14 protein-coding genes are annotated in these 14,926 nt (G+C 71.4%); 7 read left to right on the top strand and 7 right to left on the bottom strand.

The features are described from left to right. Nucleotides 1-282 precede the first annotated feature (282 nt). Nucleotides 283-1,068 (top strand): MerR family transcriptional regulator, encoded by a 786-nt coding sequence (locus ACGFX4_RS13115; protein ID WP_393072690.1) that lies wholly within the window; start codon nucleotides 283-285, stop codon nucleotides 1,066-1,068. Between the two features lie 48 nt (nucleotides 1,069-1,116). Here ACGFX4_RS13115 and ACGFX4_RS13110 read toward each other — a convergent pair whose 3' ends face one another. Genes ACGFX4_RS13110 through ACGFX4_RS13100 form a run of 3 tightly spaced genes read right to left on the bottom strand, consistent with a single transcriptional unit; the run spans nucleotide 1,117 to nucleotide 3,988 of the window. Continuing rightward, nucleotides 1,117-1,812, bottom strand: coding sequence for an AIM24 family protein (locus ACGFX4_RS13110; RefSeq protein ID WP_393072689.1), 696 nt, complete (start codon nucleotides 1,810-1,812; stop codon nucleotides 1,117-1,119). Nucleotides 1,813-1,823: 11 nt separating this feature from the next. Continuing rightward, nucleotides 1,824-2,516: an AIM24 family protein gene (locus ACGFX4_RS13105; protein ID WP_393072687.1), complete on the bottom strand. Its 693-nt coding sequence runs from the start codon at nucleotides 2,514-2,516 to the stop codon at nucleotides 1,824-1,826. Between the two features lie 8 nt (nucleotides 2,517-2,524). Then, the gene (locus ACGFX4_RS13100; RefSeq protein WP_393072685.1) at nucleotides 2,525-3,988 is read right to left on the bottom strand and encodes a TerD family protein; all 1,464 of its coding nucleotides are present in this window, start codon (nucleotides 3,986-3,988) and stop codon (nucleotides 2,525-2,527) included. A 160-nt stretch (nucleotides 3,989-4,148) separates the two neighbouring features. Between ACGFX4_RS13100 and ACGFX4_RS13095 the strand changes: the two genes are divergently transcribed. Together ACGFX4_RS13095 and ACGFX4_RS13090 are read left to right on the top strand one after the other, a co-directional pair. Beyond that, a complete protein-coding gene (locus ACGFX4_RS13095) occupies nucleotides 4,149-4,550 on the top strand; it encodes an ACT domain-containing protein (protein ID WP_393072683.1) in 402 nt (133 codons plus the stop codon). Between the two features lie 193 nt (nucleotides 4,551-4,743). Next, nucleotides 4,744-5,886 carry a serine hydrolase domain-containing protein gene (locus tag ACGFX4_RS13090; protein ID WP_393072681.1) on the top strand — a complete coding sequence of 381 codons (1,143 nt, stop codon included), beginning with the start codon at nucleotides 4,744-4,746 and terminating at the stop codon, nucleotides 5,884-5,886. A 191-nt stretch (nucleotides 5,887-6,077) separates the two neighbouring features. On the opposite strand, the gene ACGFX4_RS13085 is transcribed toward ACGFX4_RS13090, so the two are convergent. Beyond that, nucleotides 6,078-7,832, bottom strand: a complete 1,755-nt coding sequence (locus ACGFX4_RS13085; protein WP_393072679.1) for a SpoIIE family protein phosphatase — start codon at nucleotides 7,830-7,832, stop codon at nucleotides 6,078-6,080. A 190-nt stretch (nucleotides 7,833-8,022) separates the two neighbouring features. Here ACGFX4_RS13085 and ACGFX4_RS13080 point away from each other — a divergent pair, with 190 nt between their 5' ends. Further along, on the top strand, nucleotides 8,023-8,472 hold the full coding sequence (locus tag ACGFX4_RS13080; protein WP_345696812.1) for a hypothetical protein: 450 nt from the start codon (nucleotides 8,023-8,025) through the stop codon (nucleotides 8,470-8,472). A 71-nt stretch (nucleotides 8,473-8,543) separates the two neighbouring features. Here the strand turns inward: ACGFX4_RS13080 and ACGFX4_RS13075 are convergent, their stop codons facing one another. Then, nucleotides 8,544-9,095 carry a heme-binding protein gene (locus ACGFX4_RS13075; RefSeq protein WP_393072677.1) on the bottom strand — a complete coding sequence of 184 codons (552 nt, stop codon included), beginning with the start codon at nucleotides 9,093-9,095 and terminating at the stop codon, nucleotides 8,544-8,546. A 238-nt stretch (nucleotides 9,096-9,333) separates the two neighbouring features. Here ACGFX4_RS13075 and ACGFX4_RS13070 point away from each other — a divergent pair, with 238 nt between their 5' ends. The 3 genes from ACGFX4_RS13070 (at nucleotide 9,334) to ACGFX4_RS13060 (ending at nucleotide 12,110) form a co-directional block, all read left to right on the top strand. Then, nucleotides 9,334-10,752 carry a sensor histidine kinase gene (locus ACGFX4_RS13070; protein WP_393072675.1) on the top strand — a complete coding sequence of 473 codons (1,419 nt, stop codon included), beginning with the start codon at nucleotides 9,334-9,336 and terminating at the stop codon, nucleotides 10,750-10,752. Further along, nucleotides 10,749-11,378, top strand: a complete 630-nt coding sequence (locus ACGFX4_RS13065) for a response regulator (protein ID WP_393072673.1) — start codon at nucleotides 10,749-10,751, stop codon at nucleotides 11,376-11,378. The genes ACGFX4_RS13070 and ACGFX4_RS13065 overlap by 4 nt, the downstream gene beginning before the upstream one ends. Before the next feature lie 228 nt (nucleotides 11,379-11,606). Beyond that, nucleotides 11,607-12,110, top strand: coding sequence for an NUDIX domain-containing protein (locus ACGFX4_RS13060; protein ID WP_393072671.1), 504 nt, complete (start codon nucleotides 11,607-11,609; stop codon nucleotides 12,108-12,110). Nucleotides 12,111-12,412: 302 nt separating this feature from the next. Here ACGFX4_RS13060 and ACGFX4_RS13055 read toward each other — a convergent pair whose 3' ends face one another. Together ACGFX4_RS13055 and ACGFX4_RS13050 are read right to left on the bottom strand one after the other, a co-directional pair. Next, a complete protein-coding gene (locus ACGFX4_RS13055) occupies nucleotides 12,413-13,531 on the bottom strand; it encodes an alpha-hydroxy acid oxidase (RefSeq protein ID WP_393072669.1) in 1,119 nt (372 codons plus the stop codon). Nucleotides 13,532-13,588: 57 nt separating this feature from the next. Then, nucleotides 13,589-14,923: a PLP-dependent aminotransferase family protein gene (locus tag ACGFX4_RS13050; protein ID WP_393072667.1), complete on the bottom strand. Its 1,335-nt coding sequence runs from the start codon at nucleotides 14,921-14,923 to the stop codon at nucleotides 13,589-13,591. Nucleotides 14,924-14,926 lie beyond the last annotated feature (3 nt).

The raw sequence follows: 14,926 nt of genomic DNA, 5'->3' as shown, positions 1-14,926 counted from the left end.
ACGCGGGCGCGTGCGAGACGGGCGCGTGCGGCGCGGTTGCGTGCGACGCGGGCGCGTGCGAGACGGGCACGTGCGACGCGGTTGCGTGCGACGCGGGCGCGTGCGAGACGGGCACGTGCGACGCGGTTGCGTGCGACGCGATCGGATCGGAACGGGTCCGTCCGGCGGTGGACCGACTTGAAGCTGCCGCAGCGGCAGCCTCTACCGTCCTGACCAGGGCCGGAGACCTCCGGCCCGAGAACGCGATCGCGAGGAAGCGGCCATGGCGAAGGAGTCGGCGTGATGAGGGAGGCCGCGACCGGCGCGGGCCAGTGGCCGACCGCGGAGGTCGCCAGGATGGCGGGGATCACCGCCCGCACCCTGCGGCACTACGACCGGATCGGCCTACTGCCACCCGCGCGGGTCGCCCCCAACGGCTACCGCTACTACGGCGAGCAGCAGCTTCTGCGCCTCCAGCAGATCCTCGTGCTGCGGGCGCTGGGCGTCGGGCTCCCCGAGATCGGCCGGATCCTCACCGACCAGGTCGACGAACTGGCCGCGCTCCGCGGCCACCACCGCCGACTGCTCGCCGAACGGGACCGGCTCGACGCACTCGCCGCCACCGTCGCCCGAACGATCGCCGAACTGGACCGCTCCAGGAAGGACGGCACCCCCATGACCATGATCAACCGCCCGGAGAACCTCTTCGAGGGCGTGCAGCCCGCCGTGTACCGCGCAAGCCTGAGCGACTTCCCCGAGCTGGCCGAGGCGGTCGAACAGCGGACCGCCGCGATGGACCCGGCCGAGGTCGAGGCCGGACAGCGCGAGCGCACCGCCCTGATGATCCGGCTCGCCGAACACCTCGCCGCCGGCTCCCCCGCCGACGCCGACGGCGTCCAGGCCGAGATCGACGGCCAGTACCGCTCACTGGCCGCGCTGCGTGCCGTCGGCGCCGAGGAGTTCCGCGCCATCGGGCGCTCCTGCGTCGACAACGAGCAGTGGCGCGCCGCGTACGAGTCCATCGCCCCCGGGCTCGCCGCCTACCAGCGCGACGCCATCGAGGCGTACGCGTCGCAGCGGCTCACCTGATCCGGCCGGCCCGGGATCCGGGACGAGATCCGCTGCCGCCGGTTCCGGTCAGCGGAAGGGGACCCGCTGGGGCTTCAGCAGCTCGCTCGGCTGGACGATCACGTAGCCGGAGCCGGTGAACGCCAGTTCCCAGCCCTCGGTCGCGGTGCCCCGGCGGCGCCACGCCTCGGTGTTGCTGCTCTGCGCCTGGAGCTGCACCTCCAGCCCGGACGACCAGCCGACCACCGCGTCCGCGTCGCCGTAGACGTACTCGCCGGGGCGGACCGGCAGCACCAGCGGCCGGCCGGAGGTCATCAGCACCAGGGTGCCCGTCCCGGAGAACTCCAGGCTGCGGTTGCCCACCCCGGTGATCAGCTCGCCGTTCTCGATGCTGACGGTGCGCCAGCCGAGGTCGTTGTCCAGGGCCAGCACGTAGCTGCTGGTCACGGTCAGCTTCTCGTCGGCCAGCGGCAGGATGTGCAGGTGCTGGGCCAGGTTCGCCAGGTAGACCGTGCCGGTGCCGGAGCAGCGCATCAGGTCCAGGACGTCCGGGGCCTGCCGCTGGCTGCGGTTGTTGCGGTTGCCGCGGCTGCCGGACGGGCCCCAGCCGACGAAGGAGACCTTGCCGACGTGGGCGACCATCGCACCGCTGCGGGCCAGCACATCCTTGCCGCCGTCCAGCAGGACCCGCAGCAGCTGCGGGTTCTGCAGGGCGAAGCGCTCGGTGTCGGCGACGGCCGTGTGGTCGAGAAGGGTGCTCTGCACGGAACGGCTCCTCAGCCTCGGATCTTCAGACGGTCGGAGGTGTCCTCGCTGGGTTGGACCACCACGAAGCCGGCCCCCCGGAAGCCGAGCTGCATCGCCTCGCCACTGCCGCGGCCGACCAGGGCGCCGACCTTCATGCTGCGGCGCGCCTTGACCTCCAGCCCGGTGGTCCAGGCGACCAGCGCGTCCGGGTCGACGAAGGTCTCGGCCTCCGCGCAGTCCAGCACCACCGGCACGCCGCGGGAGGTGACGGACACCCAGCCAGAGCCCCGGACCGTGACGTTGTACAGGCCGGTCCCGGCGAGCATCGCCGGGCCCTTCACCTTCTCCACCGCACACTGCAGCGTGGCGTCCATCGCCAGCAGGTGCGAGCCGTTGATCGACAGCGCCTCGTCGGCGAGCTGCAGGTTCAACACGTCCGCTCCCATGTCGGCGAGGTACAGCGCGCCGTCACCGGCCCAGCGCAGCAGCGGCGTGCGCTCGCCCGAGGCCCACTCGCCGAGCGCCCGCCGGAAGGTCTGCGACACCGGCTCGTACCGCAGGTAGCCGTCGTACGCGATCATCGCGCCGGGCTTGGCGTAGACGTCCTGGCCTTCCGCCAGCTGCACGCGGCACATCGCCGCGCCGTGGTTGGCCATCCGGGCTCCGGTCGGCGCCGCCTGGTACTGCTCCAGCCCGCCGCCCGCGAGGTACTGCGCCTGCATGGCTCTCCTTAGACCTCGAAGGGCTGAACGATGACGAAGTTGCCCGGACCGCCCCGGAACTGCAGGCTGTACGACTCGGCCGCATGGCCCGCGTAGGCGGAGCGGCGGATCCGGACCGGCGCGGTGGTGATCACCTGCGCGCCGCGCGACCACGCCACCAGCGCGTGGACGTCCGCGTACGTCTCGGGTGCCGGGGTCACCGGCAGCACCACCGGGATGCCATTGGTCTTCACCACAACCGTCCCGTGACCGCTGAACTGGAGGGTGAAGAACCCGCCGTGCGGCAGCCCCTCGCCCTCGATCCGACGCACCTCGTGCTCCAAGCCGGCATCGAACGCCAGCACCCGGTCGGAGCTGACGCAGATCGAGTCGCCCTCCAGCCGGACGACGTGCAGGTCGCTCGCCTCGTCCGCCAGGAACACCTGCCCCTCGCCGGAGACCCGCATCAGCTTCAGCTGCTGGCCGGTCAGGTTCCCGACCAGCTTGCGCAGCATCCCGGAGGACTCGTACGCGAAGTCGGCCCGGCCCTGGTACGCCACCATCGAGCCCTGGAGGGCGAGCACCTCGTGGCCCTTGGTCAGCGTGAAGCGGACCAGGTTGGCGTTCTGCTTCACCCACCCGACCTGCTCGGGGACCTCGGCGTACTTGGTCAGGGAGATCTTCGCCCCGGCCGGCTGCGGCCCCGACGGCTCGAACGGTGCAGGCTGCACGGGCGATGCCGGCGTTACGGACGGCGTCGGTTGTGCGGACGTCACCGGCTGCGCGGACGGCGGGAACGGCGCCGGCGCCGCGGGCGGCGGTGGCGGAACGGCGGCCGGCACGCCGACCGGCATCGCCGCGGTGACCGCCTGCGCGGGGATCACCACGGTCGGGTCCGGCACCGGTGGCTGGACGGCCTGCGGCTCGGCGGTGGTGGCTCCGCCCGCGTCGCCGGCCTCGTCCTCCAGCACCTCGCCGCCGAAGTTCTCCAGCAGCGCCTGGAGGCCGCCGTCGAAGCCCTGACCCACGGCGGCGAACCGCCACTCGCCGTTGCGCCGGTACAGGTCGGCCAGCATCACGGCCCGCTCGGTGCTGAACTCGGCCCCGGTGAACGCGTACCGACCGACCTCCGTACCGCCCGCCACCACCCGCACGTAACCCGACGCCACCTGCGACATCCGGCCGTCGCCGTCGATGGTCGCGGTCAGGCTGAGCTTGTGGATCGACGCCGGCACTTGGTCCAGCGCGACCTGGAAGGACTCGGAGTCCCCACCCTGCGCGCCCAGCAGGCGGATCGAACTCTCCGGGCTCTCCGGCTGGTTGAAGAAGATGAAGTAGCGGTCGTCACTGAGCCGCTCGTCCGCGTCCAAGCCGAAACAGCTGATGTCGAACACCAGACCGGGAGCGGCGAGGTGGACACCCAAGTAGAGCTCCGCGCTCGAGGTCAGCTCCGCGACCCGGATGCGGGATGCCTTGGCGAGTTCCCTGGTCATGGCGGTGACCCTATCCCAGCGCCCCGGCCGAGCGGCAAGAGTCCCCGTCGATGCCGTTCCAATGCCGTTCCGATGCCGTTGCCGCGCCGTTGCGATCCCGCCTGCGACCGGCCCGGTGCGTCGCCCTGCCTCGCGGCCGGTAGGCGTTAGCGTGACCGGTATGGCTGGCGAACGAGACCTCAAAACCCTGCTCAGCGGCATGCACCCCGTCCTCAATCCGGGCCGCTACGTGTACTGCACTTTCCCCGCCAAGGTCCCGGCCGGACTCCGGCCGGTGGTCTCGGTCGCCGAGGAGGAGGGCGTCACCGTCGTCGTCCCGCAGGAGGAAGCCGACTCGCTCGGGCTTCGCTACGAGTACGTCGCGGCCTGGATCACCCTGCGGATCCACTCCGCCCTCGACGCGGTCGGACTCACCGCCGCCGTCGCCACCTGCCTCGCGGACGAGGGCATCAGCTGCAACGTGGTCGCCGGCTTCCACCACGACCACCTCTTCGTCACCGCCGACGACGCCGACCGCGCACTGAGCGCCCTTCAGGCGCTCTCCGCCGACCCGCACGCGTAGCTCTCGCTCCTGCACGCCCCACCACCCCCTGACTCCACCCGCTGCCGTCCGTGACTGCCGTTTACCGCCCGGTGTCATCCATTGCCGTCCGTTTCCGTGCGTTGTTGTTCGCGCCCGTTCAATGCCGGGGCCCACCGGGTATCCAAGGTGCGGCCCCCGCCGGAAGGGCTGTCCGCCGGACGAGAGGCACACCATGGCACTCACGCCCCGCCATCAGACATCCGACGCGTGGACGTCGGCCGCCATCGACTCGCTCGGTGCGAGCCTCGACGCCGCGATCCATGACGCCGGCGTCCCCGGCGGCGTGCTCGCCGTCGGACAGGTGGCCCTCCCGGCCGACCCGGTCTCCCGCCCACCCTCCGACCGTCCTCCCTCCGACCGTCTTCCCACCGACCGTCTTCCCACCGACCGTCTTCCCACCGGCCGTCCTCCCACTCGGGCGGTGAGCGGCCGGGGCATCCTCGGACCGGAGTGCGGCGCCGCCGTACCCGACGGCCACACCCGCTACGACATGGCCTCCCTCACCAAGGTGGTGGCGACCTGGCCGTTGATCGGCCGGGCCGTCCGCGACGGACTGCTCGATCCGGACGAACCGCTGAGGACGTACCTCCCGGACGCCCCGGCTCCGGGACGTGATCTGACCACCCGCCACCTCATGACCCACACCTCCGGCATGCTCCCCAGCACCGGGCTGGCCCGCTACCAGCTCAGCGGCCGCTCACTGCTCGACCACCTATGCGCCGAGCCACTCGTCGACGTCCCCGGTGCCCGGCACCGCTACATCGACCGCGGCTTCATCCTGCTCGGACTTCTTCTGCCGATCATCCGCAACCGCCCCCTCCATGAACTCGCCGCCGAGTTCTGGCAGGAACTCGGGCTGGACTCCACCTGCTACGGGCCGCTCGCCCGCTCCGCCCGGGTCGCCCCGACCGAGGCGCGACTGGCGGGCGCCCCCCGCACCTGGGGCATTCCGCACGACCCGTCCGCCGCCCTGCTGGGCGGAGTCGCGGGCCACGCCGGTGTCTTCTCCACCGCCGCCGACCTCGCCACCTTCGCCGAGCACCTCCTGACCCCGGCGAACCCACTGGCGGACTGGTTCGAGTCGAGCCGGCAGCCCGCGATCGCGGTGGAGCCGGGACTCCTCCGTGGACTCGCCTGGATCGTCACCGCCGACGGCACGGCCGCTTACCACCACGGTTACACCGGCACCAGCCTCTACCTGTCACCCCCGACCGGCCGGTACATCGTCCTGTGCACCAACGCCGTCTACCACGGCTGGCAGCGCACCCGCCTGGCCCCCGTCCGCGACCTGGCCCTGCGCACCCTCACGAGCTGAACCGCCCACGCGGCACCTGGCTGCTGTTCAGCACGCTGCGCGCTGCCGTTGCGGTTGCGGTTGCGGTTGCCGCGCGACAGCGCCGGCGGCCGGTGGAGCGGGGGCCGGTCCGCTCCGGCTGGTGGTTTGCGGCCGCGGGGCGGTGGCTGGTGGCCTGCGGTGGCTGGGCGGCGGTCGGCTCGGCTCTCCGCTCAGGGCTGCCGACCACCGTTGCCTGGTATCCGCCCGCCCGCCGTGCCGCCGTGTCCCGGCCCCGGTCGGGCCGCAGCGGTGGTGGCCGCCAGCAGGGCGATGTCGTCCTCCGCCGGACGGGGAGCACCGGCCAGGACCGCGTCCAGCAGGTCGTCCAGCAGGACCGGCGGACCGTCGTCCAGCGGGAGCCGGTGGTCGGTGAGCCGGCTCAGCGAGCGGTCGATGTCCTCTCCGCGGCGCTCCACCAGCCCGTCGGTGAAGAGCAGCAAGGTGTGTCCGTAGGGCAGCTCGGCTGTCCGGGCCCGGTAGCCACCCATGCCGGTGCCGAGCGGTGGCCCCGGCTCCACCGGCATCAGCTCGACCGCGCCGTCCGGCCGCACCACGGCGGGAGGCAGGTGCCCGGCACTCGCGTAGCTGCACTCGCCACGGGCCGGATCCGCGAAGACCACCAGGCAGGTGGCCGGACGGTACTCGTGGACGCGGCTCGCCAGGTCGTCCATCCGTCTGAGCAGGAGGTCGGCGGCAGGCTCCATCAGGGCCATGGCTCTCAACATCGCCTGGTAGTGGCTCATCTCGGCTGCCGCCTCCAGGCCGTGGCCCATCACGTCACCGATCGCCAGTAGCGTCCGCCCGTCGGGCAGCGCCACGGTCTCGTACCAGTCGCCCCCGACCAGGGCGCTGGTACCGGCGGGCCGGTAGCGGAACGACACCGTGAGGTCGGGGTGCGGGGCACCCGGCTCGGCCAGCAGTGCCCGCTGGAGGTCGACCGCCACGGTGTGCTCCCGGGTGTAGCGGCGGGCGTTGTCCAGGCTGATCGCCGCCCGGCGCGCAAGGTCCTCGGCCGCCACCGCGTCGTCCTGCGAGAACATCGGCGACTCGCCGACCCGCATCAGCGTGACCGTGCCGACCCGGTGGCCCCGGGCGGCCAGTGGCACGATCATCCCTGAGTGGATCCCGATCTCCCGGTAGATCGCGACCCGGTCGGTGTTGGGTGCGGAGAGGCCGAGCTCGTCGTCGGACAACCGGTTGTCGATGATCGACTGGCCGCTGGCGAGGCAGCGCGGGATCGCCGAGCTCGGCTGGTAGTCGACGTACTCACCGCGGGTGCCCAGCACCCGGGCCGAATCCAGCAGCTCAGGCCGGGCCGCCATGGCGGCGCGGCGCAGGCGGAGACCGCCGTCGGACCTGCGGCGCGCGTGGGAGCTGTCCGGGTGCGGCAGTACCTCGACGGTCGCGATGTCCGCGAGCTGCGGCACCAGGAAATCCGCGAGCTCGCCGCAGGTGATGTCCATGTCCAGCGTCGTGCCGATCCTGGTGGCGGCGGCGTCGAGCAGGGCGAGGCGGCTCCGGGTCTGCTCCAGCTCGTGCTGCTGCTGGCGCGAGGCGGTGACCTCCAGGACGATCCCGACCAGCCCGATCGGTCGGCCGTCCTGCTCCAGCCGGTGGTAGGCGCCGTGCCAGTAGCGCCGGCTGAGCGGCGAGCTCGCCTGGGTGTGGCCGCTGGAGGTGACCTCGCGCGGACGGCCGTCGGCGATCACCGCTCGCAGAACCTCCTCCCGCGCGTCGATCCCCGGGAGCAGCTCGGCGATGGTGTGGCCGATGTGAGCCTCGGCCGGTACCCCGTTCATCCGGGCCAGCGTCGGGTTCACATAGAGGTAGCGGAGCGAGGTGTCGAGCACGCCGACACCGGCCGGGGTGCCCTCCAACAGCTGGCGGAAGGACATCGGCAGCTGCTCCCACTGGCCGTCGGTCACCGCTGGTTGACCTCCCTGAACCCGTCGGTGCCGTCCGGACCGGCCGGGCTGTGACCAGTAAACACAGCGGTCGGTGGTCCGGCGATCGGGCGAGCCTGAGGGGGTGTCACCCGGATGGCCTCGTCCGATTGCACAGGACCACGCCTGGACCGAGGGTCGAGGGCACAACCGCGATGGTTTAGGAGCGCCCATGAGCACTGCAACAGGCGGCCCGTCCGCACCTCCCCCGTCCGCGAACCGCTCGACCGGCGGAGCCCCGCGCGTCGGGAACAGCGGCTGGGTGACCGGCATGGTGCTGTTCGCCGGTGTGGTCATGATGGTCAACGGAATCCTGGAGATCTTCCAGGGGATCATGGCCATTGCCGAGGACGACGTCTTCGTCAAGACCCCCAAGTACATCTTCCAGTTCGACCTGACAGGCTGGGGCTGGATCCACCTGATCATCGGCGTGCTGGTCGCCGTGACCGGCTTCGGAGTCATCCGCGGCGCATCGTGGGCTCGGATCGTCGGCATCTTCCTGGCCTCCCTCAGCATGATCAGCGCGTTCCTCTCGCTGCCGTACTACCCGCTGTGGTCACTCGTGGTGGTGGCGCTGGACGTGTTCGTGATCTGGGCGCTGTGCATCTACCGGGAGGACTGACCGACCACCGGCTCTCGGCCGGCTGACGTGGCGGGCCCGCTCGACCGAGCGGGCCCGTCCGCGTACCCGCGCTACTTCGCGAGCTCGGCCACACCGGCCTGGGCGAACTGCTCGTCCTGGTCGCCGCTGGGCGCACCGGCGACACCGATGCCCGCGATCGGGGCGCCCTTCAGCTGGACCGGGGCGCCACCGCCGAGGAACAGCGTGCCGGGGATGTCCTTCAGGTTGGGCGCCTGGGCGAGACGCTTGGCCAGCTCCGAGGTCGGGGCGTTCCACGAGACGGCGGTGTAGGCCTTGCGCTGGGCCGACTCGTAGGACTGCGGGCCGGCGCCGTCGCCACGCAGGGTCACGATGGTGTTGCCGTTGCGGTCGACGACCGCCACGGAGACGTGCTGACCGGCCTGCTCCGCGGCGTCCAGCGTGGCCTGGGCCGCCCGGGTGGCGGCGTCGATGGTCAGGTGGCTGGTCTCGGCCGTGTTCTTCTTGGCCGCGTCGACCTTGACCGCCGCAGGCGCCTGGGCCGTCTCGGCGTTGGCCGCGACCGCGCCGAACACGCCCGCACCGACCGCCGCGAGGGTGATACCGCCGGTGAGAACACGGGCCTGGGTGGTCATCTTCTTCATGGGGTGACTCCTGCTCGGATCGAGGGAAGCTCGGCGGCTCCCGCTGTGATTCGATCCTCCGCCCGCCACCGCCACCTGCGGATCGTCGTTCCGGCTGCTCCGCGAAGGCATCATGGATGACAGGCGTGTCAGCCGATCGGTGGATGTGCGCGCCCCGCCGGCGCGTCACCATGCCATCAGAGGCATTGGCGTCACACCGCACCGAAGACGTACGACCCGCAGAGGAGGTGGTGGACGGATGCGTCGCCCCCTGCCCCCAGCCGTCGACCCCGACGCGGGTTGGCTCGCCGCCGTGATGCGGCTGGCCTTCCTGCTGCTCCTCGGTACCGCCCTGCTGCGATACCTCGACCACCACCTGCACAGCGCCCTCACCCCCTGGGTGATCGGCCTGAGCATCGCGCTGGGCATCACCCACCTGTTGGGCCGGGCCGAGCGCCGGCCCGCCTGGCTGGCCGTCCTGCTCGCGCTCTGGGTGGTGCTGGTGCTGATGGCGCCGAGCTTCGCCTGGTGCGCCATCCCCCTGCTCTACACGGTGCTGCGTGCCCTCCCCGCCAAGGCCGCGATCGCCCTGGTCTCCGTCCTCACCGCACTCGTCGTGGTGGCCGAGCTGCGTCTGGCCGACAGCTTCGACCCCACGCTTCCACTCCTCCCACCCGCCGTCGCAGCCCTCGCCACCGCGGTCTTCCTCCACATGGAACGGCAGGGTGCTCGCCAGCGGGCCCTGATCATCGACCTGATCTCCACCCGGCGGGAGCTCGCCGCCACCGAGCGGCGCGAAGGCGCCCTCGCCGAACGGGAGCGGCTGGCCGTGGAGATCCACGACAGCCTGGCGCAGGGTCTCTCCAGCCAGCAGATGCTCCTCCAGGCCGCCGACCGCACCTGGGAGAACGACCCCGGCACCGCCCGCACCCACGTGCGCACCGCCAACTCGATAGCTGCCCGCAACCTCGCCGAGGCCCGCAGGTTCGTCCACGACCTCGCCCCGGCCGACCTCGCCGACCTGGGGACGTTGGACGCCGCGCTCCGAGCGCTGGCCGAGCGCGAGGCCGCCGAGAGCGGCCTGCCCGTCCGCTTCCACCTGGACGGCATGCCCGTCCCGATGTCCACCACCGCCGAGGCCGCACTGCTCCGGATCGCGCAGGGCGCCCTCGCCAACATCCGCGAGCACTCCGACGCCTCCGCCGCCGCGATCACCCTGTCCTACCTCGGTGACCAGGCCGTCCTCGACGTGGCCGACGACGGCCGCGGCTTCAGCCTCGACCAGACCCCAGGGTCCGCGCCCACCTCCTCGTCCTCCGCAGCCCGCGACCTCCGCCATCGCGGCGGCTCCGCCCGCACCGCCCGCATCAGCGGCTCCACCGACTCCGGCCGCTCCAGCGGCCGCTCCGACGATTCCCTCGACCCAAGCGACTCCGGGAGCAACGGCCCGGACGGCGGGCGCGCCTCCACCCGCGCTCGCCGCGAACAGGACAGCCGCGGCCACGGCCTGCCCGCCATGCGGGCCCGGCTGCGCCAGCTCGGCGGCAGCCTGACCATCGAGTCCGTCCAAGGCGAAGGCACCGTCGTCTCGGCCTCGATACCGCTCGCCCCCCGCCCGGGCGTCAACCCACGCCACGTCACGCACCCCACCGCACCGACCACGCTGGAGCGTCGATGAACGACCCGGTTCGCCTGCTCGTCTGTGACGACCACGCCGTGGTCCGCGCCGGGCTGCTGGCGCTGCTCGCCAGCTCCCCGGACATCGAGGTGGTCGGCGAAGCCAGCAGCGGCGAGGAGGCCATCACCCTGACCGACCGCCTCCAGCCCGATGTGGTCCTCATGGATCTCCAGCTCGGCGAGGGCATCGACGGCGTCGAGGCCACCCGCAGGATCGTGGCCGGCCCCGGATCCAGCCACGTCCTCGTCCTGACCACCTACGACACCGACGCCGACATCACGCGGGCGATCGGCGCCGGCGCCACCGGTTACCTGCTCAAGGCCGAGCGGCCGGAGGAGCTGTTCGCCGCGATCCAGGCGGCGGCCCAGGGCCGCTCAGCACTGTCCCCGCCGATCGCGTCCCGGGTGATGGCCCAGATGCGCACCCCGCTCCCCCAGCTGACCGAGCGCGAGCAGGACATCCTCGACCAACTCGGCCAGGGCCTCGGCAACCGGGAGATCGCCCGCGCGCTGTTCATCAGCGAGGCCACGGTGAAAACCCACCTCGGTCGGATCTACGCCAAGCTCGGCGTCGACACCCGCTCCGGCGCCGTCGCCACCGCGAAGGAGCGCCGCCTCCTCCGCTGACCACCTCCGGCTCCGGCTCCACCTCCGCCCCGGCTCCGGCTCCACCCCGGCTCCGACCCCAACGACCACCACCGACCCCAAGAACCGCAGGACGCGGAGCACCGGACACCGACCAGTGAGCACCACCCACTCGTTCGGGTACATTCCGCCCCGAACCCCAGGCCCCCTAACCGAGCTGACGGAGAATGAGGGCGGGTCGGCGGATGCCGTCCCGGAGAGGGGCAGTCCATGACGACCGCAGTTCCGTCGCAGCAGGAGTGGCTGGCCCGGATGGTCCGGGCGTACGCGGGTGCCAGTCTGCTGCTGACGGATCCGGCCGGTCGGGTGCTGCTGCTGAAGCCGACGTACCGGCCCACCTGGCTCTACCCGGGCGGGGTCATCGACCCGGGCGAGAATCCGGCCGAGTGCGCCGTACGGGAACTGCGCGAGGAGACCGGGCTGGAGATCGCCGCCGCCGGCCTCCGGCTGCTGGTGGTCGAGTGGCGCGACCCGATCCCCGAGCAGGGCCACCAGGCGCACCCTGCGGTGTACTTCATGTTCGACGGCGGCACGATCGCCGCCGACAGCACGATCCGACTGCAGGCGGACGAGGTGTCGGAGGCCGGCTTCTTCCCGGTCCAGCAGGCCCTCCCACTGCTCCACGCACAAGCGGCGCACCGCCTGACCCAGGGCCTGCAGGCACGCCGAGACGGCACCACCGCCATGCTCCACACCCCGGGCTACCTGGGCTGACGCGTCCCCGGGCTGACGCGTCACGGGCCGACGACTGACGTGTCCCCGGGCAGCACGACAGGCCAGGTCTGACGACCTGGCCTGTGCAAGGCGGCGGATGAGTCGGCCTGTACGCCGGATTCCGTCCAGCCCTCGAGTCGATCAAGCTCTGACCTGCACGTTTACCGGTGAATGGCCGCGCGGCCGCGCGCCGCCCCTGCCTGCGGCATGAAGTGAGCGGAGGTCCGGGGCGTAGCGGCGGGATCGGAGTGCCCAAGCCATTCGCGAGCGAGACGATCGATCGACTCACCCTGCCCCGAGCATCACGATGCGCAGGTGTGACGGGCCGCAGTCGGAACTGTGCAACAGCCTCGATGGGAGACTCCCGACCGTCCGAAATCGGCGACGGACGGCGCGCCCATCAAGGCCATGACTTCCTCGAACTCGTCAACAAGCAGCCGTAGGACACCTTCGACCCCCTCGGCACCGGAATGTGACAGCCCCCAGAGAGCCGGACGTCCGATCATGACCGCGTCCGCCCCCATGCACAGGGCCTTGGCCACGTCTGCGCCGTGCCGGATCCCCCCGTCGAGGATGACCTGGCATCGTCCGCTCACAGCGTCCACCACCTCGGTGAGGCACTCCGGAGCGCTCCTGGAGAAATCAAGCTGTCGGCCGCCGTGATTGGAGACGACCAGCCCAGAAACGCCGTTCTTGACTGCCAGCTCAGCGTCCTCGCCGGTCAGCACGCCCTTCAGCACCACCGGCAGGGACGTCACTCCGCGCAGCCACGCAAGGTCCTCCCAGGTGATCGAGGCGTCGAACTGCTCCATCGAGTGCCGTGCGACGGCCGATTGCCCGTTCAGGCTCCGGTGGGAAGCGGCCATGACCTCCGGAGCGAGGTTGACCGCTCGCACATCGGGCGATACCACGAACTCGTTGAGGGCATCGCGCGGGCGGAACGCGACTCTGGGTGCGTCGACGGTAAGCACCAGCGCCCGATAGCCGGCGGACTCGGCCCGGCCGATCAGATCCGTCATCGCCCCACGGTTCTTGAGCCAGTAGAGCTGGAGCCACAGGGGGCCGCTGGCCGCCGCGGCGATGTCCTCAAGAGTCCGGCTGGCGAACATGCTCACTGTCAACAGCGCGCCCGCGGCGCCCGCGGCGCGCGCCGTTGCCACCTCGCCCTCAGGGTGGGCGAGCCGATGGTAGGCCATGGGGGCGATACCCAAGGGAGCCGCCAACTCGGCACCCAGGAGGGCGGTCGAGGCGTCGCAGCGGGAGACGTCGACGAGGCAGCGCGGCCGCAACTGAATCCGGTCCAGAGCCTCCCGGCCCGCCGTCAGCATCGACTCGGTGCCGCTGCCGCCTGCAAGGAAGTCCCAGACCGGTCTCGGCAGCCGCTCCTTGGCCGCAGCTTCGTAGGCGTCCAGATTCGGCACCTCGTGTTCTCCATTCTCCGTCCGGTGAGCGGGTCGCTGGCGCGCAGGTGGATGGGCCTAGCCGGCCGTACCGCCTGCCTGCGCGGTGATGAAGTCGGCCAACCTCGCGACGCCCTCGGTGATCTCTTGCGGGCTCTGCGAGCTGCACGACAGACGCAACTGATGTGTGCCCCCGCCGTCCAGATGGAAGTCGCACATCGGGGTCCACAGCACACCGAAGCACCGTGCGGAGAGCTCCAGAGCCCGGTGGTCGGCGACGAAAGGGACGTCGACGACGACGAAGAAGCCGCCGTCGGGGCGATTCCAACGGACTCCGACCTCGGCCCGGCGCTCCGCGGGGAAGTGCCGCTCCAACTCGTCGAGCAGCGTGTCCATGTTGGTGCGGTAGTGGGCGACGGCGCGGGAGTTCGCCGTGCGGAGCCGACAGTCGCTTTCGACCAGCAGTCCGCCGATGACGGCCTGGCTGACGGCCGAGGTGTTCACCGTGGTCATGCTCTTGATCTTCGACAGTTCGTCCGTGAGCATGGTGCGCCGGCCGGATGGGCCCATGACCTCCTGGTCGGCGATGATGTAGCCCACGCGGGCTCCAGGAAGCGCGGTCTTGGCGAAGGAGCCCAAGAAGATCACACGGCGGCTGTGGTCGAGGGCTTTCAGTGTCGGGCGGGCTGATCCGGATCGGACGAAGAACCCGTAGGGGTCGTCCTCTAGGACGAGCAAGTCTTCGTCAGCAGCCAACTCCAGCAGGCGCTTCCGCGCCGCCAGACTCATGCTCGCTCCCGAGGGGTTGCCGAAGTCCGGGACCACGTAGAAGGCCCGGGGGTTTTCGCCCGCCTGCCTGCTGGCGTGGACAGCCGCGAGCAGGGCTTCCGGATCGGGTCCGGCGGGGCCTTCCGGCACGGGGCGCACGCGGATGCCCAGGAGCTGGGCCACGCCGGTGATGCCCACGTAGCAAGGTGAACTGACCAGCAGGGTGTCCTCGGGCCTGGCGAAGAGCGCCCTCAGGGTAAGGAGCAATGCCTCCTGGCAGCCCGTCGTCACCACCATCGCTTCCGGCGGGACCTGGATTCCCTCGTCGTTGGCGACCGTCCTGGCAATCAGTTCTCGGATGATGCCGCTGGTACGGCCGTACTGGAACAACTGGGTCCGCACCTGATCGCGTGACCAGCCGAGTTCCTTCTCGAGGTACGTGGTGTACGTCTGCAGGTGGCGTGCAAGGTCCTCGGGTTCGAAGCCGGCCTCGGTCGGTCGGCCCGGAGCGAAGGAGATCGCGTCCGGGAAACGACCGACGACCTCGTTGAGGAAGGTCATCGCGTCGAGGACCGGGGCTGTGAGCGATCCGTGCAGGTCGGCGAGCAACAGGGCCTGCTCCGGTGGCGCTGCAACGTCAGTCATCTC

The organism is Kitasatospora sp. NPDC048365, from assembly GCF_043200835.1.
GTDB classification, from domain to species: domain Bacteria; phylum Actinomycetota; class Actinomycetes; order Streptomycetales; family Streptomycetaceae; genus Kitasatospora; species Kitasatospora terrestris.
The sequence above is the reverse complement of the archived record's forward strand: the minus strand, read 5'-3'. Positions and strand labels throughout refer to the sequence as shown.